This window comes from Pantoea sp. App145 (assembly GCF_047947045.1).
Classification (GTDB): Bacteria; Pseudomonadota; Gammaproteobacteria; order Enterobacterales; family Enterobacteriaceae; genus Pantoea.
The window spans coordinates 1058726-1084620 of record NZ_CP133290.1 but is presented as its reverse complement, the minus strand read 5'-3'; the positions used below and the strand labels follow the sequence as shown (position 1 = coordinate 1084620).

At 53.8% G+C, this 25895-nt stretch carries 22 protein-coding genes; 19 read left to right on the top strand and 3 right to left on the bottom strand.

The genetic code is table 11. The annotated features are described in order from the left end of the window. Positions 1–6: 6 nt before the first annotated feature. Positions 7–1269, bottom strand: a complete 1263-nt coding sequence (gene umuC, locus RCF31_RS04850) for a translesion error-prone DNA polymerase V subunit UmuC (RefSeq protein ID WP_416412671.1) — start codon at positions 1267–1269, stop codon at positions 7–9. A 247-nt stretch (positions 1270–1516) separates the two neighbouring features. Between umuC and RCF31_RS04845 the strand changes: the two genes are divergently transcribed. The 6 genes from RCF31_RS04845 (at position 1517) to RCF31_RS04820 (ending at position 8692) form a co-directional block, all read left to right on the top strand. Beyond that, on the top strand, positions 1517–3583 hold the full coding sequence (locus RCF31_RS04845) for a hypothetical protein (protein ID WP_416412670.1): 2067 nt from the start codon (positions 1517–1519) through the stop codon (positions 3581–3583). Continuing rightward, positions 3552–5411 (top strand): hypothetical protein, encoded by a 1860-nt coding sequence (locus tag RCF31_RS04840; protein ID WP_416412669.1) that lies wholly within the window; start codon positions 3552–3554, stop codon positions 5409–5411. Before RCF31_RS04845 ends, RCF31_RS04840 begins: the two co-directional genes overlap by 32 nt. 3 nt (positions 5412–5414) lie before the next feature. Continuing rightward, a complete protein-coding gene (locus tag RCF31_RS04835; RefSeq protein ID WP_416412668.1) occupies positions 5415–5936 on the top strand; it encodes a hypothetical protein in 522 nt (173 codons plus the stop codon). 232 nt (positions 5937–6168) lie between these two features. Further along, a complete protein-coding gene (locus RCF31_RS04830) occupies positions 6169–7140 on the top strand; it encodes an ABC transporter substrate-binding protein (protein ID WP_415860472.1) in 972 nt (323 codons plus the stop codon). An 11-nt stretch (positions 7141–7151) separates the two neighbouring features. Then, a complete protein-coding gene (locus tag RCF31_RS04825) occupies positions 7152–7916 on the top strand; it encodes an ABC transporter permease (protein ID WP_208714729.1) in 765 nt (254 codons plus the stop codon). Then, complete coding sequence (locus RCF31_RS04820; protein ID WP_416412667.1) at positions 7913–8692, top strand: ABC transporter ATP-binding protein; 780 nt, start codon at positions 7913–7915, stop codon at positions 8690–8692. The genes RCF31_RS04825 and RCF31_RS04820 overlap by 4 nt, the downstream gene beginning before the upstream one ends. 70 nt (positions 8693–8762) lie before the next feature. Here the strand turns inward: RCF31_RS04820 and umuD are convergent, their stop codons facing one another. Beyond that, entirely contained in the window at positions 8763–9182 is a 420-nt protein-coding gene (umuD, locus tag RCF31_RS04815; RefSeq protein WP_299452298.1) for a translesion error-prone DNA polymerase V autoproteolytic subunit, read from the bottom strand. Between the two features lie 354 nt (positions 9183–9536). Here umuD and otsB point away from each other — a divergent pair, with 354 nt between their 5' ends. Both otsB and otsA read left to right on the top strand, forming a co-directional pair. Continuing rightward, on the top strand, positions 9537–10325 hold the full coding sequence (gene otsB, locus RCF31_RS04810) for a trehalose-phosphatase (RefSeq protein ID WP_416412666.1): 789 nt from the start codon (positions 9537–9539) through the stop codon (positions 10323–10325). Next, on the top strand, positions 10322–11758 hold the full coding sequence (otsA, locus tag RCF31_RS04805) for an alpha,alpha-trehalose-phosphate synthase (protein ID WP_416412665.1): 1437 nt from the start codon (positions 10322–10324) through the stop codon (positions 11756–11758). The genes otsB and otsA overlap by 4 nt, the downstream gene beginning before the upstream one ends. A gap of 41 nt (positions 11759–11799) precedes the next feature. On the opposite strand, the gene RCF31_RS04800 is transcribed toward otsA, so the two are convergent. After that, a complete protein-coding gene (locus tag RCF31_RS04800) occupies positions 11800–12078 on the bottom strand; it encodes a hypothetical protein (protein ID WP_416412664.1) in 279 nt (92 codons plus the stop codon). Positions 12079–12783: 705 nt separating this feature from the next. Between RCF31_RS04800 and flhD the strand changes: the two genes are divergently transcribed. The 11 genes from flhD to RCF31_RS04745 all read left to right on the top strand — a co-directional run bounded on the left by flhD (position 12784) and on the right by RCF31_RS04745 (position 25866). After that, positions 12784–13134 (top strand): flagellar transcriptional regulator FlhD, encoded by a 351-nt coding sequence (flhD, locus tag RCF31_RS04795; protein ID WP_084873996.1) that lies wholly within the window; start codon positions 12784–12786, stop codon positions 13132–13134. Further along, the gene (gene flhC, locus RCF31_RS04790; protein WP_084873997.1) at positions 13134–13712 is read left to right on the top strand and encodes a flagellar transcriptional regulator FlhC; all 579 of its coding nucleotides are present in this window, start codon (positions 13134–13136) and stop codon (positions 13710–13712) included. Before flhD ends, flhC begins: the two co-directional genes overlap by 1 nt. A 132-nt stretch (positions 13713–13844) precedes the next feature. Further along, entirely contained in the window at positions 13845–14732 is an 888-nt protein-coding gene (gene motA / locus RCF31_RS04785) for a flagellar motor stator protein MotA (RefSeq protein ID WP_208714734.1), read from the top strand. After that, entirely contained in the window at positions 14729–15757 is a 1029-nt protein-coding gene (gene motB / locus RCF31_RS04780) for a flagellar motor protein MotB (RefSeq protein ID WP_416412663.1), read from the top strand. The genes motA and motB overlap by 4 nt, the downstream gene beginning before the upstream one ends. 10 nt (positions 15758–15767) lie before the next feature. After that, on the top strand, positions 15768–17744 hold the full coding sequence (cheA, locus tag RCF31_RS04775) for a chemotaxis protein CheA (protein ID WP_416413213.1): 1977 nt from the start codon (positions 15768–15770) through the stop codon (positions 17742–17744). A gap of 23 nt (positions 17745–17767) precedes the next feature. Next, positions 17768–18265 carry a chemotaxis protein CheW gene (gene cheW, locus RCF31_RS04770; protein WP_084874001.1) on the top strand — a complete coding sequence of 166 codons (498 nt, stop codon included), beginning with the start codon at positions 17768–17770 and terminating at the stop codon, positions 18263–18265. A 162-nt stretch (positions 18266–18427) separates the two neighbouring features. Then, the gene (locus RCF31_RS04765) at positions 18428–20095 is read left to right on the top strand and encodes a methyl-accepting chemotaxis protein (RefSeq protein ID WP_416412662.1); all 1668 of its coding nucleotides are present in this window, start codon (positions 18428–18430) and stop codon (positions 20093–20095) included. Positions 20096–20288: 193 nt separating this feature from the next. After that, a complete protein-coding gene (locus RCF31_RS04760; RefSeq protein ID WP_416412661.1) occupies positions 20289–21959 on the top strand; it encodes a methyl-accepting chemotaxis protein in 1671 nt (556 codons plus the stop codon). Between the two features lie 202 nt (positions 21960–22161). Then, positions 22162–23838 (top strand): methyl-accepting chemotaxis protein, encoded by a 1677-nt coding sequence (locus tag RCF31_RS04755; protein WP_416412659.1) that lies wholly within the window; start codon positions 22162–22164, stop codon positions 23836–23838. Positions 23839–23944: 106 nt separating this feature from the next. Next, a complete protein-coding gene (gene cheR, locus RCF31_RS04750) occupies positions 23945–24820 on the top strand; it encodes a protein-glutamate O-methyltransferase CheR (RefSeq protein WP_310617006.1) in 876 nt (291 codons plus the stop codon). Next, on the top strand, positions 24817–25866 hold the full coding sequence (locus RCF31_RS04745; RefSeq protein ID WP_299452328.1) for a protein-glutamate methylesterase/protein-glutamine glutaminase: 1050 nt from the start codon (positions 24817–24819) through the stop codon (positions 25864–25866). Before cheR ends, RCF31_RS04745 begins: the two co-directional genes overlap by 4 nt. Positions 25867–25895: the final 29 nt, after the last annotated feature.

Below are 25895 nucleotides of genomic sequence, written 5' to 3'. Positions count from 1 at the left end.
CGCAGGTTAACGCACCACCGGCACATCAGAAAACCGCGTGGTATAGGCGGGTGACAGCATTTCTCGTTTCATCGACCAGGTTTTCTGCATTCCCTGACCGGCGAACCACAATGCGCCGCGCTGGTGGGCATTCAGACTGTCGATCAGCTGCATTAACTGTTCGCTATTGCGTCGTGGCTGGTAGTCGGCGAACAGATCAAACTGCGCCACACCGTCACTGAAAAAATCCCCCAGCATCACACCACCTTTCAGATAGCGTTTGCCGGGCATCCAGATTTTATCCAGACAGCTCAATGCGGCATGGATAATGTCACGGCTATCCTGGGTCGGCGTGACCAGTGCGGTGCTGGCTGAATTGGCATAGTACGGATGATGGGGATCGTGCGGGCTGGTGCGGATAAACGTACCGATATGGCGGCAATATTGCCGTTCGCTGCGTAATTTCTCTGCCGCACGTGCGGCATAGTTGCAGATGGCTTCACGCATATCGCCGTAATCGGTCACCCGGTCGCCAAACGAGCGCGAGCAGAGGATGTTTTGCCGATTGGGGATCACCTCCTCAAACGCCAGACAGGGTTCGCCGCGCAGTTCGCGTACCGTGCGCTCCAGCACCACGCCAAATTGCTTGCGGATCAATGCAGTCGGGGTATCCGCCAGTTGCAGGGCTTTTTCAATTCCCATCAGGTTGAGCTTTTTCGCCAGGCGGCGACCGACGCCCCACACTTCATCCACCGGCACCATCCCCATCAGCTTGCGCTGACGCACCGGGGCGGAAAGGTCCATCACGCTCTCCGCTTTGATCCAGCGTTTGGCAGCCCAGTTCGCCAGCTTGGCGAGAGTTTTGGTCGGTGCAATACCTACGCCGACCCGCAGATGCGTCTCTTTATACAGACGATCGCGCATCTGCCGACCAAACGCTTCCAGTGAGATGCAGTTATCGACGCCAGTGAGATCGACAAAGGCTTCATCAATTGAATAGACATCAACGCGTGGTGTAATCAACTCCAGCGTCTCCATCACACGTGCCGACATATCGCCATACAACGCATAGTTGGAGGAGAACACCACCACCTGATGGCGCATTAATTCTTCACGCTGCTTAAAGTAGGGCGCACCCATTTTGATACCGAGTTTTTTGGCCTCTTTACTCAGCGAGATGATGCAGCCGTCATTGTTGGACAGCACCACAATCGGCTTGCCGCGCAGGTCCGGGCGGAACACGGTTTCGCATGAGGCGTAGAAAGAGTTGACATCGACAAGTGCGTACATAATGAATTTCATGTTAACTGTGTTTATATACAGTATTTTTCAATTGCATTTCGCAATCAAGGGGTGAGCAGGAGATAAACGCAAAGGCTTTGAAGTTGTGGAGAATTTAGTTGCCGTATCCGCGAGAAATCCGCGTTATCTTTCATTAAAGATTTTCCGCCTCAGGTCGATGCTCATAAGAGCATTTCCTGAATTTCACCCTTTTTCTGCTCGCCATCCCTCTGCGAACAAGGACACCGCGCCAGATATGTCACTCATCACCCATACATTAGAAAACCTCACAAAAGCCTTACGTACTGCGTTGCGCGTCTCAATTGAATGCAATGAGCGCAGCGAAAATACCCATAAAATTTTAAACGTGTTGCGTCAGGTTGAGCTGACGCTGATGCTGCATCAACAACCTATCTATGCGATTGCCGGTACGCAGGGCGCGGGTAAAACCACCCTGGCAAAAAGCCTGCTGGGCATTGACGATAGCTGGCTTGAGGCGAATCCGGGGCGGGGCGAGCAGATACCGTTATTTATTGAGCAGCGGCACGATGTGCAGGGTGATTATCCGCAATTTATTTATGTCTGTGCGCACCACAAAACCGGTGAAATTTTTGACAGCCAGCCGCGCAGTGGCGATGAGCTGAAACAGATGCTGCGTGACTGGTCGCAAATGGTGAATCAGGAGATAGAAGGGGGAAAAATCCTCTATCCGAAATTAATCATTAATAAGTCAGACAGTTTTATTGATGAAGAGATGGTCTGGGCACTGCTGCCCGGTTACGAGATCAGCAACAGCCAGAATCATCGCTGGCAGGGCATGATGCGGCATGTCATGGTCAACGCCAGAGGCGTGTTGCTGGTCACTGATCCGACGTTAATGGCAAATACGAACCAAAGCCTGCTGGTGAACGATCTGCGCAGTGTGTTCGCCGATCGTTCTCCGGTGATCGTCGTGACCAAAACAGAAAGCCTGAACGATGCGGAGAAGGCCGAGGTAAAAGCGAGTGCCGCCGCACTGTTTCATGCGGCCTCATCACCGGTGGTCGCTGCCGGCGTCGATAATAAAGCGCAGTGGACAGGCGAACTCCGCGCTGCATTTGCTCAAGGTATCCATAATAGCGCCGCTTCCGAAGCGGCCGCGATCGAACGTTTGATGGCCCTGGTCAATGACGATGTTGCGGATATTATTGATAACCTGAATCTGCTGTACGCGGAGCAGGACAGTGGTGAGGAGCGTACCGTTGCTATTCTTGAAGCGTTCGATAAAGCAGCCGAGCGCTATGAACAGCAGCTGCGTAAAGCTATCAAAAGAGAAACGGACGGGCATCGGCAACAAGCCACTGATTATTGCCAGCGTCGTTATCAGGAAGAAGAAGAAGGGCTGACCAATAATTTAAAAGGACTCGGTCGTCGTCTGATATTGCAGGGAGCGGAGATTGATCGTGAACGCAAAAATCGGGTACTGGACGCCTGGCAAGCCCGCTTTGAGCAGCAGTCTCTGGCCGATCACAATATGGTCGCTCTGGAAACGCTCAACCGCCGTGAGTTAAGGCATTACGGTCTTTCTCAGGAGACGCTGTCACCTCAACGGTTGGCTTCGCCCGCGGCGACAATGGGATATTTGTCGGTGGCTGAGGAGGATAATTCGTCCTCGCTGGCCCCTTTGCGTCATCTGCTGGGATCGGCTGCAACAAGGGATGCGCCGCCGCAGTTAGACCAGCTTTCCACGCTATTAAAAGTGCTGCCTGCCATGACGATGGAATATGCACGCGGTTGGGTGGCAATAAACCAGGCGATGCCCGCAGCGTCAGAGCTAACCAGCGCGTTGCGGCCACAGCAAATTCTCGACGCGATTTTTAGCGCTCAGAGTAGCATCCACCCGGTGAAGACCGCGCTGATGGCGTTTATCGGTGCCGACGCAGCGGACGGCACACTGGATGGTGAAGTGGGCACACCGCAGAATGAGGATAGCGGCGTATTTACGCCTGTCGCGATAGCAGGCAAAGCGATGCTGGTCGGCGCGGCGGTTTTTGCGTTGTATCAGGTGGCGGGCGTGGTGAGTGAGAGTGATAAAGCCCAGGCCTGGTATATTGAACGGATGATGAAGGAACTGGCGCAATATAATGAAAACGTCATCATCGAGCGTTATCAGGACACGATGGGCGATCTGCGTCAGCTGATTGAAATCAACCTCAACCGTTTATTTGGTGTGCAGGATGTCCTCACGCAGAAAAGCTATCTCTGGTTAGCTATTCAGGGACTCACGACGGTACAGAAGGAAGCCCGGCAGTATGAAGCCAGTATCAAACAATATCTGGCGTGATATTTGCCGTGAGCGCTATCGTTGGGCGGAAAATAGCTACATCAACCTGCTGCGTCAGGTTGATGCCGAGCGGTTAATCCAGCCTCATGCAGACATCTCCCGCCAGATATCGGTGATTGTCTATGGTCCGACGCAGGTGGGAAAAACATCCCTGATTCTGACCTTACTGGGCGTCAGGGATGAATGTTTTAAAGAGCTTAACCAGCTGCTGCGTGGTGGGCAGACATTAGGTAAAGCGTCAACGGCGCGAACTTACCGTTACCGGATATCACGGGATGATGCCTGGTATTTTAGCCACAAAGACCAGGGAACAACCGCCTGGTCGGATGGCGGGGCGGCAGATATTTTCGCCAGCCTGCGTGAAGAGGTTCAGGCGGGCAGACGCGACTTCGACAGTATTGACGTATTTATTCCGCAACATTTCTTCCATCCGCAGCAGCGGCAACATGGCTTGTTAATCCGCGACCTGCCGGGTATTCAGGCTGCGGATGACAATGAAAGGGAATATGTGTCTCAGCTTGCCAGCCAGTTTATTCGTTCGGCGGATGTGATCCTGCTGACCGGCAAGGCGGATTATTTAGGCTTTCTGAAACCCGAGGAGTTGGGCAATGACCTACTGGCTGACTGGTTCTGGCAGCCACATCGCTACAAAATTGTGTTAACCCGGACTTTTAGCAACAGTTCCATCCGGGAAATGTTGCGCCGTGTTTCCCCCGATAAATGCTGGCTGCAGGCTTATTTGTTTGAGCAAATCAATACGCTGGAATTGCAACTCCCGGCGGAAATGCGCGAACACATTTATCCGCTCGAATGTGGTCACTCCTGGCAAACCCTGATTGAGGGGGGTGACGATTATGGTGACTATTGCCAGCGGTTGCGCGAGCAGATATTAACCGACCTGCGCCATAATATGCTGCAGGCGGTCCATCCGCTTTCTCGTTTACGTACGGGATACGCGTTACCTGAATTAATTATCCGCCACCGGGACAGGTTGCAACAGCAGTACTCGGAGCTGCACAGCACGCTGGACAAAGAACGGGAATATTACCAGCGTAAACAACAGCAGCTGTCGCGCGCTCTGGCTGAATATGCCCCCTATCTGGCAAAGAGCCAGACACGCCTGGACAGATTGCAGCGGCTACGCGAACGACTAAATAAAAGACAGGCGCGCAGCGCGCATCAATCTATCGCTGTGCCGCCGATGGGAGCAAGAAAGGTCAGTGCCTTACTGAAAATGATTGCTGAGGCAAGAGAAGAGATGGCACTTCATCCGGCGTTAAAGTGCCTGCCTGCCCATTTCGCTGCGCAACAGATTAACCACCATGCCTTCACAGCGATTGAGCAAAAGCTGCATGGCTATCATGCGGATAATTATCTCTTTGCCAGCAACTATAAGCATGACTATCAGGAAACGATCAACGCGATCAAACAACACCTGAAACTGATCACCACATTGGCCGCTAATTTCCAGCGTAGTGAGCTGGAGAGACATATCAATGAACATCGCCGTCGCCAGCAACGTTTACAACGCCACGCCACCCGGCGAGACAAGCTCCTGACGGCGGTGGCCAATAAACTGGCGCGCATCATTGCGCAGCAACAGGAATTAACGCACAGCCATACGCGTGACGAGGATCATTATCAGCAGCTGATTGGCGAGAGTCGTCGCTTTCAGGAACTGATTAGGGTGGCAAAAAATGAACGGGCCACCCTGATCGAACAACACATTATGCGTACGGATATTGGTCAGGCTGAGCGACTGGCCTGGGTACTTGCTGCCCGTGCGTTAAAGAAAGACTACGAATATGTCAGAGCATTAGGAGAGTAGTGCATGTCTGTGGAACATGACCCGGTTATTGCGCAGGATAATGACGAGCGGATGCTGGATGAATTGGTGCAGGAACTGTTTCTGACCTTGCTGACACGTGAGCTGGCGCAACAGAAAGCGGTTATTGAAACCATTAATGATAACGTCTCGTATCAGGCTGGCGAGTCATTAAAATCGTTAAAACGGGAGATCAAACTTTCCATCAGCACCCTGGCGGATGCGCAACAGGAATATCAAGAGGAGCAGGCCATCGCCAGGGAGGAATACGAACAGCGACTGGAGAACGGCTTCAGGGAGCAGGGTAAACGTATTATTGCTCACCTGCTGACCTCGACAGAACACCAGACCCGGCTGGAGCAGCAGCTGGCTGCGCAGTTAACAGATTTACAGCAACAGCATGCCACACATCATCAGCGCTCAGGTCAGATGCTGAACAGCATTAAATGGCTGCTGGCAGGGCTGGGGGGCGTCAACCTGCTGCTGTTTGCGGTTGTCATCATGATGTATTTTCTGGGGCATCGATAATCACCCGCGCATGCAGGCTTGTCCGGATATGGTGCGTCTGGTGCACCATGACTTTTCTCTGGCACGGATAAACGGACGCACAGGCAGCGCATGACGCGTCCTGATTAAACTGGCACAACTTCTGCATTCATTTCCTCAGGCTTGTATACAAGGCCGCATACCGGCCAATGACCTGGGGGAATACACCTTGCACAACAATGATAAAGAGAAGATTAACGCTCAGCGTCGCCAGATGATGAAATATTCCATGCTGGCATTGGGTGGCGTCGCGCTCAGCGGCATGCTGGGCAGCCCATCCGCTCAGGCGGCAGATGACGAAATCCTGATTGGCTACTGGCCGATTGTGGGTGGTCTGCCGTTATATGCCGGTATTGAGAAAGGGTTGTTTAAGCAGGCTGGCGTCAATGTGCGTGCGGTGAAATTTGCCAGCCCGCAGCAGGTGGTGGAAGCGATGATCACCGGGCGGATCCATGGTTGCGCTAATGGCACGGCCACCGGCGCGCTCGGCCTGGGAGCCATTACCAGCCCGGACCTGTTCAAAATCATCTGTTCTAACCCCTCCAATGAAAAAATGGTGCTGGACGAGTTTCTGGTACCCGTCAACAGCACCGCAAAATCCATCAGCGATCTGAAAGGTAAGCGTATCGCCAGCGGTCCGGGCATTCAGAACGTCACCATGGCGAAGATCATCCTGGAAAAAAATGGCTTCACCGATACCAAAGTGATTGAGCTGCCGGTGGGGCAGCATGCGCCTTCGTTAGCCGCCGGACAAATTGATGGCGTGTATACGCTGGAGCCGACCGGCACCGTCGCGCGCATGAAGGGCATGGGGAAAGTGCTGGAAACCGGGGTGATTGCAAAATATGTGCTGGGCGATGCCAGCGCGCCGTGGTTTGGTGGCGCGGCGGCACTCACCAGCAGCTTTATCAAGGCCGATCCGGCGCGGGCGAAGCAGGTGATTGATGCCTATGGTGCCGCGGTCAAATTTATCCAGCAACAACCGGATGAGGCGCGCCAGTATGTGGCAGGTTACACCGGGATTGAGGCCGCGCTGGTGAAAGAGGTGCCGTTGCCGGGATTCGTGATGTATGACCAGTTAACCGGCAGCAACCTGCAATGGTTCCAGAAATTTTATGACGTGTTCACTGAACGGAAAATTTTCAGCAAGCCGCTGCAAGTGGAATCCCTGATCTATCGGGCATAAGGAGAAGTGCAATGATGCAGATATGGCGTCGCAGATTGCTGCCGTTGATCGGTCCGTTGCTGTTATTTCTGCTGTGGCAGACGGCGGTTAGCGCCAAATGGCTTAACCCGGTATTGCTGCCTTCACCCGGCGAAACCCTGGGCTATCTGTTTAGCGCGCTGGCTGATGGCAGCATGAATCGGGACATCGGGGATACGCTCTACCGCACGTTGATGGCATTTATTGTCGCCGCAGTGCTCGGCGTCCCTCTGGGGGTGATGCTGGGCAGTAGCGAGCGACTGTATCGTAGTGTCGAGTTTCTGGTGGATTTCTTCCGCTCAACCCCTTCTTCGGCGCTGATCCCGCTGTTTATGCTGATCTTTGGCATTACCGATACCAACAAAATCGCCATTGCCGCTTTTGCGGCGGTACTGGTGATTCTGTTTAACAGCGCCTACGGGGTAATGAACGCAAAGAAGACGCGCATTATGGCGGCGCAGGTGATGGGCGTTTCACGCTGGCATGTGTTTAAAGACATCATGCTGATGGAAAGCCTGCCGCAAACCTTTGTCGGGTTACGGACCGGTGTTTCGATGGCGCTGGTGATCGTCATCGTCGCCGAGATGTTTATTGGTTCGGAAACCGGACTGGGGCATCGCATTATTGATGCGCAGCAGTTATTCAATATTAAAGATATGTACGCATCGATTCTGATCACCGGTGCATTTGGTTATCTGCTGAATCTGGGTTTTCTGTTGATTGAAAAACGCTGTGTGCACTGGAGTGGCAAAGCATGAACAAACCCGATTATCCTCAGCCTAATACCCATGTGACGATTCGTGGACTCGATAAAAGTTTTGCCGGACAACCGTTGTATCAGGATCTCAACCTCGATTTACCGCGGGGGAAGATTGTTTCGATATTCGGCCCCAATGGCTGTGGTAAATCGACGCTGATGAACATGATTGCCGGATTGATTCCGGTCGATCGCGGGCAAATTTTGTTCGACGGTAAAACCCTGGCCGAGACCAATATTGGTTATGTGTTTCAGAACTACCGTGATGCGCTTTTTCCCTGGTTAAGCGCCTGGCAGAACATCGCCTATCCGTTAAAACGGCAGGGGATGAAAGCGGCGGCGGTGAAACAGCGCGTGGCAGAGTTGGCGGAGATGTTTGATATTCGCTTCGATTTGCAGCGTTATCCCTATGAACTTTCCGGTGGGCAACAGCAAACGGTATGCATCATGCGTGCGCTGGCAACCAGACCAGAAGTGATGTTTCTGGATGAACCATTCTCGGCGCTGGATTTTGAGATGACGCTGTTTATCCGCGATAAACTGCAACAGGTCCAACTGGCAACTGGCGTGACAATGCTGATTGTCTCGCATGATCTGGAAGACGCGGTGTTTCTGGCGGATGAGATCCTGCTGCTGACGCGCCGTCCGACGCGTGTTGCCGAAATTGTCCCGTTTGAGCTACCCCGTCCGCGCACTGCTGAGATGATGAGCCACCCGGAGTTCGTCCGGGTAAAAGCGCATACGTTGGCGGTATTTAAACGGGAAATGGCTGGTTAACAATGCGTTTTCTGCAGCGACGCAATTTATTGCGTAACACTAAATTGCGTCGCTGCACCGGGCGTTACATTCAACGTGCGGCATAAATGATAAAAGTCACCACGCCAAATATCTCCAGCTGCTCTTCTTCGCCAGGGATAATCGGCGCGTAGCGCGGGTTCATCGGCAGTAACTGCACGCGCGGCACGCGTTGTAACCGTTTAACCGTAAATTCACCGTTGAGCGCAGCCACCACAATGTCGCCATGTTTTGCGTCCAGCGCGCTATCAACCACCAGCAAATCCCCTTCGCTGATATTGGCATCACGCATCGAATCCCCTTCCACCCGGACAAAATAGGTGGCGTTAGGATGCGCGACCAGATATTCATTCATATCCAGTTTGCGCTCAACATAATCCGCAGCCGGGGAAGGGAAGCCACAGGGTACCGCATCCAGAAACAGCGGCAGGTGTAGGACTTTGGCGGTGAGGGCAGGAGAGAGAAACTTCATAATAGACACTCAAAAATACTGTTGTTATATACAGTGTAATTAATTGTGAGTCGGGATCAAGCCGGTACTCACCCTAAATCGTTAGCCGGTTGTTCCACCAGTGAATTTAGTTGCGGCGGAAAGCTCGTCTGACAAAATCCCCATTGCCGTCTACACTTAACTCTGACGATGTTCTTAGTCTGGTTGCTGTGTTGCTAATAAACTTGTTTGTTTGTGGAGCGTTACCCATCGAAATACCGTCCTGCCGGAAAACCCTCCCCGCCGTTTGTGACTTATCACTGACCCTGGCGGATCACACCCAACCTGCCTCCGAACATCGATATTGCTATCAGCCATTGATACAGGAGGAGTGACGTGACCCCTGCGGTACATGAGAACAGCACCCTGCCGTCGCTAAGCGGCGGGTTATATGCCTTCTTTTTTGATGTCGACGGCACGCTGGCGGCGATTCAGCCTCAGCCCGAGTCGGTTTCGATTCCCGCATCGGTGCGCCAGCATCTGCAACAACTCACCAATCTGAACCATGGCGCACTGGCGCTGGTGTCTGGTCGTCCCGTTGCGCAACTGGATGCGCTGGTTGCGCCACTGGAAGTCCCGGCAGCGGGTGTGCATGGTGCGGAACGGCGTGATGCCAGCGGCAGGATGCATTGCCAGTCACTGCCCGCCGATATTGCGCAAACGCTGCAACGGGAATTGCAGGAGACCATGGATCAATGGCCCGGCACGCAGCTGGAAGTCAAAGGCATGGCGTTTGCGCTGCATTATCGTCGGGCGATGGAGTATGAACAGGCCGTCATCAGTCTGGCTGAAGAGGTGGTGGCACGTTTTCCGGAGCTGGCGCTCCAGCCGGGAAAATGCGTGGTGGAACTGAAACCGCAGGGAATCGATAAAGGCGCGGCCATTCGCGACTTTATGCGGGAAGCGCCTTTTACCGGACGTATTCCGGTATTTGTGGGTGACGATCTGACAGATGAGAAGGGATTTCTGGCCGTTAATGCGCTGGGGGGAATTTCTGTCAAGGTCGGAGAGGGTACAAGCCATGCGCGCTATCGCCTCAGTAGCGTAAATGCGGTGTGGAGCTGGCTTGAGCAATTACTATTACAATCAAAGCATGACAACGTCGGTAAGGAGTCTGGGTTATGAGTCGCTTAGTGGTCGTATCTAACCGTATCGCCATTCCTGATGGGACAAAAGCCAGTGCGGGTGGTCTCGCCGTCGGTTTGCTGGATGCACTGAAAACCACTGGGGGATTGTGGTTTGGCTGGAACGGCGAAATCAGTGAGATTTCTGGCGAAGAGGAGGAGGAGGTCAGCGTCAGCGAGTATGACGGCATTACCTACGCTGCCCTGCCGCTGAATCAAAACGATTATGATCTCTATTATTGCCAGTTTTCCAATACCGTTATCTGGCCTGCCTTTCACTATCGCCTCGATTTGGTGCAATTTCAGCGCGAAGCCTGGGAGGGTTACTGCCGCGTCAATACGCTGCTGGCCGATCGTCTGAAACCGTTGTTACAGGAGGATGATATTTTATGGATTCACGATTATCACCTGTTGCCATTTGCCGCCGAGTTGCGCAAACAGGGCATTAATAATCGCATCGGATTCTTTCTGCATATCCCATTTCCGACGCCAGAGATTTTCAACGCGCTGCCGCCACATAAAGCGCTGCTGGAAATGATGTGCGACTACGATTTGCTGGGTTTCCAGACAGAATCCGATCGCGTGGCCTTCCTCGATAGCCTGAGTCAGCTGACGCAGTTGCAGAATAAAGGCGAGAAGAAACATCGCGCGTTCGGCAACACCTTTATGACTGAGGTGTATCCGATTGGTATCGAACCGGACAGTATTAAAGAGATGGCGGAAGGTGCGCTGCCACCGAAAATGGCGGCCATGAAGCGTGAACTGGGGGATGTGCAAAACATCATTGCCTGTGAGCGTCTGGATTACTCTAAAGGCTTACCGGAACGTTTCCTCGCTTATGAGGCGTTGCTGGAGCACTATCCCCAGCATCGCGGCAAAATCCGTTATTCGCAGATTGCGCCCACTTCGCGTGGCGAAGTGCAGGCGTACCAGGATATTCGTCATCAACTGGAGACGGAAGCTGGCCGCATCAACGGCAAATATGGCACCCTGGGCTGGACGCCGCTGTATTACCTTAATCAGCACTTCGACCGCCGTCTGCTGATGAAGATTTTCCGGCTGACTGATGTCGGGTTAATCACGCCGTTGCGCGATGGAATGAATCTGGTGGCCAAGGAGTACGTGGCCGCGCAGGACCCGGATGATCCGGGGGTGCTGATTCTGTCGCGTTTTGCCGGTGCGGCCAATGAAATGACCTCAGCGTTGATCGTCAATCCTTACGATCGCGACGAAGTGGCGGCAGCACTGGACCGGGCACTGTCCATGCCGCGTACCGAGCGTATTTCACGCTATAACGACATGATGACGGTATTACGCCAGCATGATATCTCACACTGGCGTGAGAGCTTCCTGCGCGATTTGAACTCGCTGCCACAGCGCAGTGCCGATCACAGTACTGCGCATAAAGTCGCGACCTTCCCGAAGCTGGCGTAATGCCGGGTGTTGCGCCGTTACGGTATTTGTAGCGGCGCGATTTATCGCGCGTTTTTCCTGCCGTGCAGGGATCCACTGCACAGCGTTTCCACACGCTTATCCTGCTCACTGTCACCCGACGCAATCGACGTTATTTCTTTAACCAGTAAAAACCCTGCCAGACAGGAGATTTGCGCACCTCTGGCGAAAAAGTAAACGATCAGGGGCAGAATACGGCTTTTTTTTCGATGCAACCCTAAAGCCTGAGCGTAATGTGCCGATAGTTTGGTTACGTCAATGCGTAAGCGCAGCGATTCATTCATATCTCTAATGTAACGCATTGTTACATCCACTGCCGTTCACTAAACACTCCCTACGAACCGTTAACGATAAGTTGCCGCACCGCGCCGACTCTTCACATAATGCTAGCACCTTGCTGTTAGTGCCTTTTCGCAATATTCCCCGTAAGTGATTAATTTGTCAGCGAATAATCCCAATGAATTTTGGAGTTTTATGCTGGGTATTCTTACCAGTTAAGAGAATTGTAGCGACCTAATCGCAACGATACAGATAAAAGATCGCTTTATATTGACATTATGCCGCATAGCTATTTGTAAGCGAATCGACAATGAAATATTAGCGAAATAAAGCAGATCTGCTCAATAAATGAGCAACAGAAAAGCAATGCTGAAGGGTTGAAGAAAAAATTTGCCTTAAAAGTGTGACGTAGATCACACTTTATCTAAAATTTCACACTTATCACGTTGTATGTCGAAATCAGACGATATAGATTTGCCTTGTTTTCAGATTAGTCTTAAAAAACTGTAAGCAGACGTCACGGAAGATGGTTAGAACTCAAGAAAAGATTGGCCTGGAGTTATGACTACTACTGATCAGTGTCCCGGTGGGAAGTGAAACAGTTCAGTACACGTTTGGCTTATGCCTGAATATTTTTTGCCATCTTTAGATTTACCAACCAGCAATCCGAACCATAGAGAAATATTTTCTATGGCCGTATATATGTCGTGTCTATCAGGATGGAAAAAATGGGTACATCAGAATTACTAAAACATATATATGACATCAATCTGTCATATTTACTGCTTGCGCAGCGTTTAATTAACCAGGAAAAAGCTTCAGCAATGTTTCGTCTGGGCATCGATGAATCGATGGCAGATGCATTGGCACAATTAACTTTACCTGAGATGGTAAAATTAGCGGAAACCAATCAACTGGTTTGCCAGTTCCGCTTTACTGACCACAACATTATTAATCGCCTGACTCAGGAATCCCGCGTGGATGATTTACAGCAAATCCACACCGGTATTTTATTATCCAGCCGTTTACTGCGTAACGCGTCGAAAGACGACGTTGGCACGAAAAAGAGGGCGGTATAATGAGCGAAAAAAGTATTGTTCAGGAAGCGCGTGACATTCAGCTGGCGATGGAGCTGATTACGCTGGGCGCGCGACTGCAAATGCTGGAAAGTGAAACGCAGCTCAGCCGCGGTCGCCTGATTAAGTTGTATAAAGAATTGCGCGGTAGCCCGCCGCCGAAAGGTATGTTGCCATTCTCCACTGACTGGTTCATGACCTGGGAACAAAATATCCACGCTTCGATGTTCTGTAACGCCTGGCAGTTCCTGCTGAAAACAGGTTTGAGCACCGGTGTGGAAGCCGTAATTAAAGCGTATCGACTCTATCTTGAGCAGTGCCCACAATCAGACGAAGGCCCGCTGCTGGCGCTGACGCGCGCCTGGACGCTGGTGCGTTTCGTTGAAAGTGGCATGCTGGAACTCTCCGACTGCAAATGCTGTAACGGCAGCTTTATCAACCACGCGCATCAGCCGGTCGGCAGCTTTGTTTGCAGCCTGTGCCAGCCGCCATCACGCGCCGTAAAAAGACGTAAACTTTCTGTCGAATCTGCCGATACCTTTCCACAACTGCTGGATGAACAGGTTAAACACGCCGTTTAAGTTTGTTCGCATCGTGGAAGCCATCCAGCAGCGGTTAATCCGCTGCTTTTTTTTTGCTCTGCGTTTGCGAATAACACCTGCGGCTCTCTGGCTTAACTTCCACCAACACGTTACGGACGTAAGGATTTTTTTGTGCTGATTATTCTGGGTTATATCGTAGTCCTCGGGTCCGTGTTAGGCGGCTACATGTTGGTCGGTGGCCATCTGGGGGCGCTTTATCAGCCGTCTGAGCTGCTGATAATAGGTGGTGCCGCGATTGGTGCTTTTTTGGTCGGTAACAATGGCAAGGCAATTAAAAAGACCTTAAAAGCATTGCCCTTGTTAATGCGCGGCTCGAAATATAACAAAGCCGTTTACATGGATTTAATGGCATTGCTCTATCGCCTGATGGCGAAATCACGACAGCAGGGGATGTTGTCGCTGGAGCGCGATATTGAAGATCCCAGCCAGAGTGAAATTTTCGCTAACTATCCGCGCATTCTGGCCGATAAACAGTTAGTGGATTTTATTACCGATTATTTGCGTTTAATGGTCAGCGGAAATATGAACGCATTCGAAATCGAAGCGTTGATGGATGAAGAAATTGAAACCTACGAGCACGAGTGTGAAGTGCCAGCGCAAAGTTTATCCGCGGTCGGTGATGGTTTACCCGCGTTTGGTATCGTCGCGGCGGTAATGGGCGTGGTGCACGCACTGGCGTCGGCGGATCGTCCGGCAGCAGAACTGGGCGCGCTGGTGGCGCATGCCATGGTGGGAACCTTCCTCGGGATCCTGCTGGCTTACGGTTTCATTTCGCCGCTGGCATCCGTGTTACGCCAGAAATGTGCTGAATCCACCAAGATGATGCAGTGCATTAAGGTGACGTTGCTTTCCAGCCTCAATGGTTATGCGCCGCAGATCGCGGTGGAGTTTGGTCGTAAGACCCTGTATTCCACCGAACGTCCGTCGTTCCAGGAACTGGAAGAACACGTCCGTAATGCTAAAAACCCGGCTAAACAAACCTCGGATGAAGCCTCATGAAGCATGGCAATCGCCCCATTGTGCTGGTTAAACGGCGCAAACATAAAAGGCATGAGGGAGGTCATGGTTCATGGAAGATTGCTTATGCCGACTTTATGACGGCGATGATGGCGTTCTTTATGGTGATGTGGCTGCTCTCGATCGCCAACCCGCAGCAGCTGATACAAATTGCAGAATACTTCAGAACGCCGCTTAAAGTGGCGTTAACCGGTGGTCAGCGGAGCAGTGATAGCGACAGCCCAATTCCTGGCGGCGGGGATGACCCGACGAAGAAGCAAGGTGAAGTGAAGAAAGCCGTGGATATGGATGCACAGAAGCGCCAGCTGGATGATATTCGCCTGAATCGCCTGCGCGAAAAGCTCGATCAGCTGATCGAGGCCGATCCACGTCTGAAGGCGCTACGCCCGCATCTGATTATCAACATGGTGGAAGAAGGGCTGCGCATCCAGATTATCGATAGCCAGAACCGCCCGATGTTTAAGACCGGCAGCGCCGAGGTGGAGCCTTATATGCGCGATATCCTGCGCGCCATCGCTCCACTGCTCAATGCGATCCCCAACAAAATCAGTCTGGCGGGTCATACCGATGACATCCAGTATGCCAACGGCGATCGCGGCTACAGCAACTGGGAGCTTTCGGCGGATCGTGCCAACGCCTCACGTCGTGAGTTGATGATGGGCGGTCTTGATGGCAGCAAAATGCTACGCGTGGTGGGCATGGCTGACACCATGAAGCTGAAAAACCGCGGTGGTGACGATGCAGTAAACCGTCGCATTAGCCTGCTGGTGTTGAACCATGACACCGAAGCGGCAATTGAAAAAGAAAATGCCGAGAGCGATGCCGTTCAGGTGAGCGACCCGGCACAGATCATTCCCGATATTACCGCGCCCGCCGTTCCGGCTGCGCCGACAGCACCAGCAACGTCAGCGACACCGGCAGTGCCGGCTGCAACGACGTCGCCAGCGGCTCCGGCCAATCCGAACGCCAGTGCGGTGACTACTGACCACTCCTCACAGCCGAGGTGATCCCGTGAGCATGGACATCAGCGATTTTTACCAGACGTTTTTTGATGAGGCCGATGAGCTGTTAGCGGACATGGAGCAACACCTGTTGGGACTGGATCCCCAGGAGCCAGATTCCGAACAGTTGAATGCCATCTTCCGCGCCGCCCACTCGATAAAGGGCGGAGCCGGTACGTTTGGCTTTACGGTTTTACAGGAAACCACTCACATCCTGGAAAACATTCTGGACGGTGCGCGTCGTGGTGAAATGGCGCTCAGCACCGACATCATCAACCTGTTTTTGGAAACCAAAGATATTATGCAGGAACAGCTCGATGCCTATAAAACCGCGCAGGAACCGAATGCAGAAAGCTTCAACTACATCTGCGAAGCACTGCGTCAGCTGGCCCTTGAAGCCAAAGGGGTAGCCCCGGCAGCCCCGGCGGTGGTGGCAGTCGCCGAGCCTGTTGCACCCACTGTCAGCAGCGCGGGTTTACGCCTGCACCTGGTTGATCTGAAAGAGAAAGAACCGGATTTGTTGCTGGAAGAACTGGGCAACCTTGGCACGCTAAGCGATGTGGTGAAAAGCGCCAACGCGCTGGAAGCCACCATTGAAGGTGTCGGCAAAGATGACATCGTCGCTGTGCTGTGTTTTGTGCTTGAAGAAACGCAGATTCTTTTCCCGGAAGGCAGCAGCGCGTCGGTGGAAACCGCACCAGCAGCACCTGTCGTGGCTGAACCGGTACAAAGCGCCACCGTCACCGAGATCACCCCGGCAGTGAAGCGTGAAAACAAACGCGCGGCAGCCCCTGCCAAAGCCAGCGAATCCAGCAGTATCCGCGTTGCGGTCGAGAAAGTTGACCAGTTGATTAACCTGGTCGGTGAACTGGTGATTACTCAGTCAATGCTGGCACAGCGTTCTGGCGCACTGGATCCGGTGGCGCATGGCGACCTGCTGAACAGCATGGGTCAGCTGGAGCGTAACGCGCGCGATTTACAGGAATCGGTGATGTCGATTCGTATGATGCCGATGGAGTACGTCTTCAGTCGCTTCCCCCGTCTGGTACGCGATCTGGCCAGTAAGCTGGGTAAAGAAGTGGAGCTGACGCTACTCGGCAGCTCGACCGAACTGGATAAGAGCCTGATCGAACGCATCATCGATCCGTTAACCCATTTGGTCCGCAACAGCCTTGACCACGGTATCGAATCGCCGGAAAAACGTCTGGGCGCGGGTAAAAGTGCCGTCGGTAATCTGACGCTGTCCGCAGAACATCAGGGCGGTAACATTTGCATCGAAGTGATCGATGACGGTGCCGGTCTTAACCGTGAACGTATCCTGGCAAAAGCGATGTCTTCGGGTCTGCCGGTGAGCGAAAGCATGAGCGACGAAGAAGTCGGCATGCTGATTTTCGCACCGGGCTTCTCCACTGCTGAGCAGGTCACCGATGTATCGGGCCGTGGCGTCGGCATGGATGTGGTGAAACGAAACATTCAGGAAATGGGCGGCCACGTTGAAATCGCCTCGAAGCAGGGTAAAGGCACCACTATCCGTATCCTGCTGCCACTGACGCTGGCGATCCTCGATGGTATGTCGGTTCGTGTGGCCGATGAAGTGTTCATCCTGCCGCTGAACGCGGTGATGGAATCGCTGCAACCGCGTGCTGAAGAACTGAAGCCACTGGCCGGTGGTGAGCGTGTGCTGGAAGTGCGTGGCGAATATCTGCCGCTGGTCGAGTTGTGGAATGTGTTCGATGTGCAGCACGCCAAGACCGATGCCACGCAGGGCATTGTGGTGATCCTGCAAAGCGCGGGCCGTCGTTACGCCCTGCTGGTGGATCAGCTGATTGGTCAGCACCAGGTGGTGGTGAAAAACCTTGAAAGTAACTACCGCAAAGTGCCGGGTATTTCCGCCGCCACCATCCTTGGCGATGGCAGTGTAGCGCTGATTGTAGATGTTTCAGCCCTGCAATCACTGAACCGTGAAAAGCGTGTGGCCGGTGCCGCAGCGTAATCGATAACGAAAAGGTAAATACAATGACTGGAATGGCAACCGTGACGAAAATCGCTGGCGAAACCGTGGGCCAGGAGTTCTTAGTCTTCACCCTCGGTGATGAAGAGTACGGTATCGATATCCTGAAAGTGCAGGAAATTCGTGGCTACGATCAGGTAACGCGCATCGCCAACACCCCGGAGTTTATCAAGGGTGTGACCAACCTGCGTGGCGTGATTGTGCCGATTATCGACCTGCGCGTGAAGTTCTCGCAGCCGGATGTGGATTACAACGAAAACACCGTGGTGATCGTGCTGAATCTGGAACACCGCGTGGTGGGTATCGTGGTGGATGGCGTTTCTGATGTGTTGTCGCTGACCCAGGACCAAATCCGTCCGGCCCCGGAATTTGCCGTGACCATGTCAACCGAGTACCTGACGGGTCTCGGCGCGTTGGGTGAACGTATGCTGATTCTGGTCGATATCGAGAAGCTGCTGAGCAGTGAAGAGATGGCGCTGATGGACACGCTGCGTAGCGCATAATTGTTGAGTCACGGGCCGGGATGACCGGCCCGTTATCATTCCTGATAGAAATAATTCCTTATAAATCAACATCAAGTTTGCAATTAATTCACTTTTTGCTCTCAATTTCGCCACCCTCTGGCCGATAAATCCACTGCATTTTTTCACTTTTCAGGGCAAGGTATGTTTACGAAAATCCGTGTTGTCACCAGTTTATTGCTGGTGCTGTTGGTGTTTGGCTTTTTGCAGCTGGCATCAGGCTCGCTGTTTTTCAAAGCGCTAAGCAATGACAAAAGCAGTTTTAATGTTGCACAACTGGCAAGCAAAAATACCGCGGCGATCAACGACGCTTATATGAGTCTTAACCAAAGCCGCGTGTTGCTGACGCGTGTCATGCTGCGTATTGCCAATAGCAAGCTTTCGGGTGAGACCGCCGATCTCGCCAGCATGTTTGAGCAGAGCAAAAGCTTCCAGAACAAGGCAGCGAATTTCTACTCGGTGTTTAAAAGTATTCCGGACACCCCGGGTCAGAATGCGCAACTCAACAAACATCTGGATGAAACCTACAGCGCCTACAGCAGAGCGTTAAACCAGATGCAGGATGCGCTCCAGGCCAACGATGTAGAAGGTGCAGGTAAACTCCCGGTCGCGCCGTCGCAGAGCGCATTTCTGACGGATTACACCCAGTGGCGTGCCGATCAGGACCGTCTGACCAACGCCGGTGTGGCGGCCAACCTCGCAGCCTATAACCATATGGTTTGGCTGCTGGCGGTGGTAATGGCGGCCGTGGTGGCGGTGATTGTGTTGTGCTGGTTTGGTCTGCGCAAAGTGCTGATCAACCCGCTTAACAGCAACATCAAACATATCCAGCACATCGCACAGGGTGATCTGACGCAGACCATCGTGATTGAAGGGCGTAACGAAATGAGCCAGCTGGCGACCAATCTGCACGAAATGCAGCAGTCGCTGGTGCGTACCGTCAGCAACGTGCGCGATGGTTCTGATGCCATCTTCACCGGTGCCAGCGAAATCTCCGCCGGAAATAACGATCTCTCCGCCCGCACCGAAGAACAGGCTGCCTCGCTGGAACAGACCGCTGCCAGCATGGAACAGCTGACGGCCACGGTGAAACAGAACGCCGAAAATGCCCGTCAGGCTTCGCAGCTGGCGCTCAGCGCGTCGGAAACCGCGCAGAAAGGCGGCAACGTGGTGGATGGCGTGGTGCGTACCATGCATGACATCGCCGGCAGTTCGAAGAAAATTGCCGATATTATCAGCGTGATCGACGGCATTGCCTTCCAGACCAACATCCTGGCACTGAACGCGGCGGTGGAAGCGGCACGCGCCGGTGAACAGGGTCGAGGTTTTGCCGTGGTGGCCGGTGAGGTGCGCAGCCTGGCACAGCGCAGCGCGCAGGCGGCGAAGGAAATCAAAGGATTGATCGAGGACTCGGTGAATCGCGTCAATACCGGCTCGGCGCTGGTGGGGACGGCAGGGGAAACCATGAGCGATATCGTCAACGCGGTCACGCGGGTGACGGACATTATGGGCGAGATTGCCTCGGCATCCGATGAGCAAAGCCGTGGTATCGATCAGGTCGGCCAGGCGGTGACCGAGATGGATCGCGTGACACAACAAAACGCCTCGCTGGTGGAAGAATCTGCGGCGGCAGCCGCCTCGCTGGAAGATCAGGCCAGCCGTTTAAGCCAGTCGGTATCGGTGTTTAAGATCCCCCGCACCCAGGTTGCTCCGGCCGTGACGCGCCATCCGCAGATTGCGCCGAAAGTCGCCGATGTACCACGTAAAGCCGTGACGGCCCCGGTGAGCGACAGCAACTGGGAAACGTTCTGACGTTGTTGTCATTCGTGTTAACCCCATGCGCCTTTTAAAGGCGCATTTTTTTTAATGTTAATTTTTTTACTTATAAAACTCTGCCACAGGAATAAAAGGCAGAATTTTACTTTGTAAAGTGGCTTAAACATCCTCAGAAATTCAGCGGCGCGGTCGATAACAGGGGAGCCGAAAACACCTTTTTGGGGAACCCATGTTAAAACGAATCAATGTAGTCACCAGCCTGATTGCCGTGTTGCTGGTATTTGGTGCTTTACAGTTAATTTCTGGCGGGCTGTTCTGGTCTGCTTTACAAAAAGATAAGGAGGCATTTGCTGTCGCACAGGTGTCCACCGACAACGTTGCGGCGATGAGTGATGCCTGGATTGAACTTAACCAGACACGCACGGTGCTGAACCGCGCGATGTTACGTATGCAGGGAAGTATGGCTGCGCAGACCAATGGCGGCCAGCTCAGTGCGCTTATCGCGCAAACGGAAAAACAACTTGATGCGGCGTCAGGCTATTTCCAGCGTTATTACAATCTGCCCGCAACGCCCGGTTTTCCGGTGGAACTGCGCGATCGGCTGGAGGCGGACTACGCGGCCTATAACGACGGCCTGAAAGCGATGCTGGAGCGGTTAAAAGCGGATGATTTGCAAGGCATGTTTGCGCAAAACATCGAAGCTAAACAGGTGAAGATGAAAGCCTCGTATGAGGTCTGGCGTACCAAACAGAGCGAGCTGGCGGCAGCCGGGGCAGAGCAGAATCAGCGCGCGTTCGACACCATGATGTGGCTGCTGGCAACGGTGGCACTGCTGGTGATTGCCGTGATTATTGGCTGCTGGTTTGGTTTACGTTCGGTGCTGATCCTGCCGCTGCAACAGCTGCTGTCGCATATCCGCCACATTGCCTCCGGCGATCTGACGCAGCCGATTCAGGTGGAAGGACGCAACGAAATGAGCCAGCTGGCGGAAGGTTTACAGGAAATGCAGCAGTCGCTGGTGCGTACCGTCAGCAACGTGCGTGACGGTTCTGATGCCATCTTCACCGGTGCCAGCGAAATCTCCGCCGGAAATAACGATCTCTCCGCCCGCACCGAAGAACAGGCGGCTTCGCTGGAACAGACCGCTGCCAGCATGGAACAGCTGACGGCCACGGTGAAACAGAACGCCGAAAATGCCCGTCAGGCTTCGCAGCTGGCGCTCAGCGCATCAGAAACCGCGCAGAAAGGCGGCAACGTGGTGGATGGCGTGGTGCGCACCATGCATGACATCGCCGGCAGTTCGAAGAAAATTGCCGATATTATCAGCGTGATCGACGGTATTGCTTTCCAGACTAACATCCTGGCGCTGAATGCCGCGGTGGAAGCGGCACGCGCCGGTGAACAGGGTCGAGGTTTTGCCGTGGTGGCCGGTGAGGTGCGCAGCCTGGCACAACGCAGCGCGCAGGCGGCGAAGGAAATCAAAGGATTGATCGAGGACTCGGTGAATCGCGTCAATACCGGCTCGGCGCTGGTGGGGACGGCAGGGGAAACCATGAGCGATATCGTCAACGCGGTTACGCGGGTGACGGACATTATGGGCGAGATTGCCTCGGCATCCGATGAGCAGAGCCGTGGTATCGATCAGGTCGGCCAGGCGGTGACCGAGATGGATCGCGTGACACAACAGAACGCCTCACTGGTGGAAGAATCTGCGGCCGCTGCGGCTTCACTGGAAGATCAGGCCAGCCGCCTGAGCCAGTCGGTATCGGTGTTTAAGATTCCGCGTGCGCAGGAAGCGACCATAATGACGCGCCATCCGCAGATTGCACCGAAAGTACCCGATATGCCACGTAAAGCGGTGACCGCACCGGTCAGCGACAGCAACTGGGAAACGTTTTAACACCCTCACCCACTGACACCTTACCGTAGCGGCGTGATTTATCGCGCGTCTTTTAAAACCCGCGCAATAAATTGCGCCGCTACAAATCGCACCGCAGGGTAGCGGCACAGTTGTCACAGCTGGTCCAACCCCTTCCTTTCAACATAAAGATCACACTTCACACGCCGATAACAGAAGCGATCCGCCAACCAATGAGGTGTTTATGTTTAGTCGTATTCGTGTCGTTTCCGGCCTGCTGTGCGTGCTGGTGTTGTTTGCCTTGCTGCAGCTGTTTTCCGGAGGGATGTTTTTTCAAACGGTGAAAGCCGATAAGGACAATTTTGCTTATAACCAGCGCCTCGTCACTCTGCAACGGGCGATGGGCACCTCATGGGTTTCTCTGGTTCAGGCGCGTAACACGCTGAACCGTGCCGGAATCCGTTATCTGCTGGATAGCCAGCAGGCGGGATCGGGCGCAACGGTGAAAGAACTGGTTGCGCTGGCCAGCGAGGAACTGAAGGCGGCCGATCAGGGCTTTGCCGAATTTAACGCCAATCTGTCAGAAAAAGGCAAAACGGCAGAAAACGTGTTGACGTTACAGGCCAACTACAACGCGTTCCACGGTGCACTGGCGGAACTGATTGATTTTCTCAGCGCCGGTAATTTCAAAGGGTTTGTTGACCAGCCGACTCAGGGCTTCCAGGACAAATTTGAAAAGGATTACAACGCGTGGCTGGGTTACAACAAAATCCTCGCGCAGCGCGGTATTGATGACAACCTGGCGGCGTATCACAAGTCCGTCTGGCTGATTATCGCCCTGCTGGCGGTCACTCTGGTCTTGATCGCGCTGGTCTGGAGTGGCATGCGTGCGGCACTGATTCGTCCACTGAAGCAGAGTATCGAACATATTCGCCATATTGCGCGTGGAGATCTGACGCAGCAGGTTGAGGTCAGCGTCACTAACGAAATGGGTGATCTGCTCAGCTCGCTGCAACATATGCAGCAGGAACTGGCACGTACCGTACGCATCGTGCGTGATGGCTCTGACGCCATCTATACCGGTGCCAGCGAAATCGCCATGGGCAACAACGATCTCTCCTCACGTACTGAGCAACAGGCGGCTTCGCTGGAAGAAACCGCAGCCAGCATGGAGCAGCTGACCGCCACGGTGAAACAGAATGCCGAAAACGCCCGTCAGGCTTCCCAGCTGGCGCTGACTGCCTCCGATACCGCGCAGCAGGGCGGCAAAGTGGTGGATGGCGTGGTCACTACCATGAAAGAAATTGCCGGTAGCTCGAAGAAAATCGCTGATATCACCAGCGTGATCGACGGCATTGCCTTCCAGACCAATATCCTGGCACTGAACGCCGCCGTCGAAGCCGCGCGCGCCGGTGAACAGGGCCGTGGTTTTGCGGTGGTGGCCGGTGAAGTGCGCAGCCTGGCACAGCGCAGCGCCCAGGCTGCGAAAGAAATTAAAGGGCTGATTGAGGACTCGGTAAACCGTGTCAACACCGGTTCGGTGCTGGTGGAGAGTGCAGGCGAGACCATGACCAATATCGTCAACGCGGTCACGCGGGTGACGGACATTATGGGCGAGATTGCCTCGGCGTCGGATGAGCAGAGCCGCGGGATTGACCAGGTGGGTCTGGCGGTTAACGAAATGGACCGCGTGACACAGCAGAACGCCGCACTGGTGGAAGAGTCCGCCACTGCGGCTGCCGCGCTGGAAGATCAGGCCAGCCGACTGAAACAGTCGGTCGCGGTGTTCAATATTGGTAAAGAATTTGTCGCCCAGGCCGTTAACGTATCTACAGCGCCAAAATTATTGCATCCGGCGGCGCCAAAAGCACTGGCTCAACCGGCGGGCGCCCGCGCTGACGATAACTGGGAAACCTTTTAAGCCCTGAGGCCGTGGCAACACGGCCCACATACCTGGGTGCGCACTGGCAGCACAGTAGCAACCGCAGTAACCATAATTTAATCAGTTTGTTGCCGGGTGACCTGAGATGAAGAAATCGACGTTATTGGATCAAAATGAAGCGACATCGCTGCTGACGCAAATGGTACAGCGTCTGCCGCTTTCCGATGCGCATTTTCGTCGTATCAGCCAGTTGATCTATCAGCGTGCCGGTATCGTGCTGGCCGACCACAAACGCGAGATGGTTTATAACCGTCTGGTACGTCGGCTACGCATGCTGAATATTGATGATTTTGGCCGCTATCTGGGTCTGCTGGAGCAGGATCCGAACAGCGCCGAGTGGCAGGCATTTATTAATGCGCTGACCACTAACCTGACCTCGTTTTTCCGTGAGGCGCATCATTTCCCGATTTTAGCCGACCATGCACGTAAGCGCAGTGGCAGCTACAACGTGTGGTGTGCTGCCGCGTCAACCGGTGAGGAACCTTACTCTATCGCCATGACGCTGGCGGAAACGCTGGGCACCGGGCCGGGGAAATTCCAGGTCCATGCCAGCGATATTGATACCCAGGTACTGGAAAAAGCGGTGGCGGGCGTTTATCGCCAGGAGGAACTGCGCACACTGTCGCAATCACAGCTACAGCGCTTTTTCCTGCGCGGCACGGGTCCGCATGAAGGCATGGTGCGGGTACGTTCTGAATTGTCCAGTCAGGTGAGTTATGCGCAGCTGAATTTGCTGGCCAATGACTGGTCGCTGCCGGGACCGTTTGATGCGATTTTCTGTCGCAACGTGATGATCTATTTCGATAAAGAGACGCAGGAGCAAATCCTGCGCCGGTTTGTTCCCCTGCTGAAGCCGGGTGGTGTGTTGTTTGCCGGGCATTCAGAGAACTTCAGCCAGATCAGTAAAGAGTTCTGGCTGCGTGGACAGACAGTCTATGGACTGACCAAGGAAAGACGATGAGCAAAATCACCGTGATGTGCGTGGATGACTCTGCGCTGATGCGGCAGTTGATGACAGAAATCATCAACAGCCATCCCGATATGGAGATGGTCGCGACTGCGCCGGACCCGCTGGTGGCACGTGACCTAATCAAGCAGTACAACCCGCAAGTGCTGACGCTGGATGTGGAAATGCCGCGCATGGATGGCCTCGATTTTCTCGAAAAGCTGATGCGTCTGCGGCCAATGCCGGTGGTGATGGTGTCATCACTGACCGGTAAAGGCTCAGAAATCACGCTGCGTGCGCTGGAGCTGGGCGCAGTGGATTTTGTCACCAAACCGCAGTTGGGTATCCGTGAGGGAATGCTGGCCTATAGCCAGATGATTGCCGACAAAATCCGTGCGGCGGCGCGTGCCAAATTGCATGCCCGCGCGGCAACGCCGCCACCCGTCACGCTGAAAGCGGTACCGTTGCTGAGTAGTGAAAAGTTGATCGCTATTGGTTCGTCTACCGGTGGCACCGAAGCGATTCGTCATGTCCTTCAGCCGTTACCGGCTACCAGCCCGGCGCTGCTGATTACCCAGCATATGCCACCAGGCTTTACCCGCTCCTTTGCCGAACGGCTGAACAAGCTGTGCCAGATAACGGTGAAAGAAGCGGAGGATGGCGAGCGCATTCTGCCCGGCCATGCCTATATCGCGCCAGGCGCAATGCATATGGAGCTGGGGCGTAGCGGTGCCAACTATGTGGTGAAACTGAACGACGGACCACCGGTTAATCGGCACAAACCCTCGGTGGATGTGCTGTTCCGATCGGTAGCGGTTAACGCTGGACGAAATGCAGTGGGAGTGATTCTGACCGGGATGGGTAACGACGGTGCGGCGGGGATGCTGGAAATGCATCGTGCCGGTGCCTGGACCATCGCCCAGGATGAAGCCAGCTGCGTGGTATTTGGTATGCCGCGTGAGGCAATTGCCCTCGGCGGAGCCAGTGAAGTGGTTGATTTAGGCCACATCAGCCAGCACATGCTGGCAAAAATTAGCGCCGGACAGGCATTGCGAATTTAACAGGCCCGTCCTGCCGGGCAAGACAACAC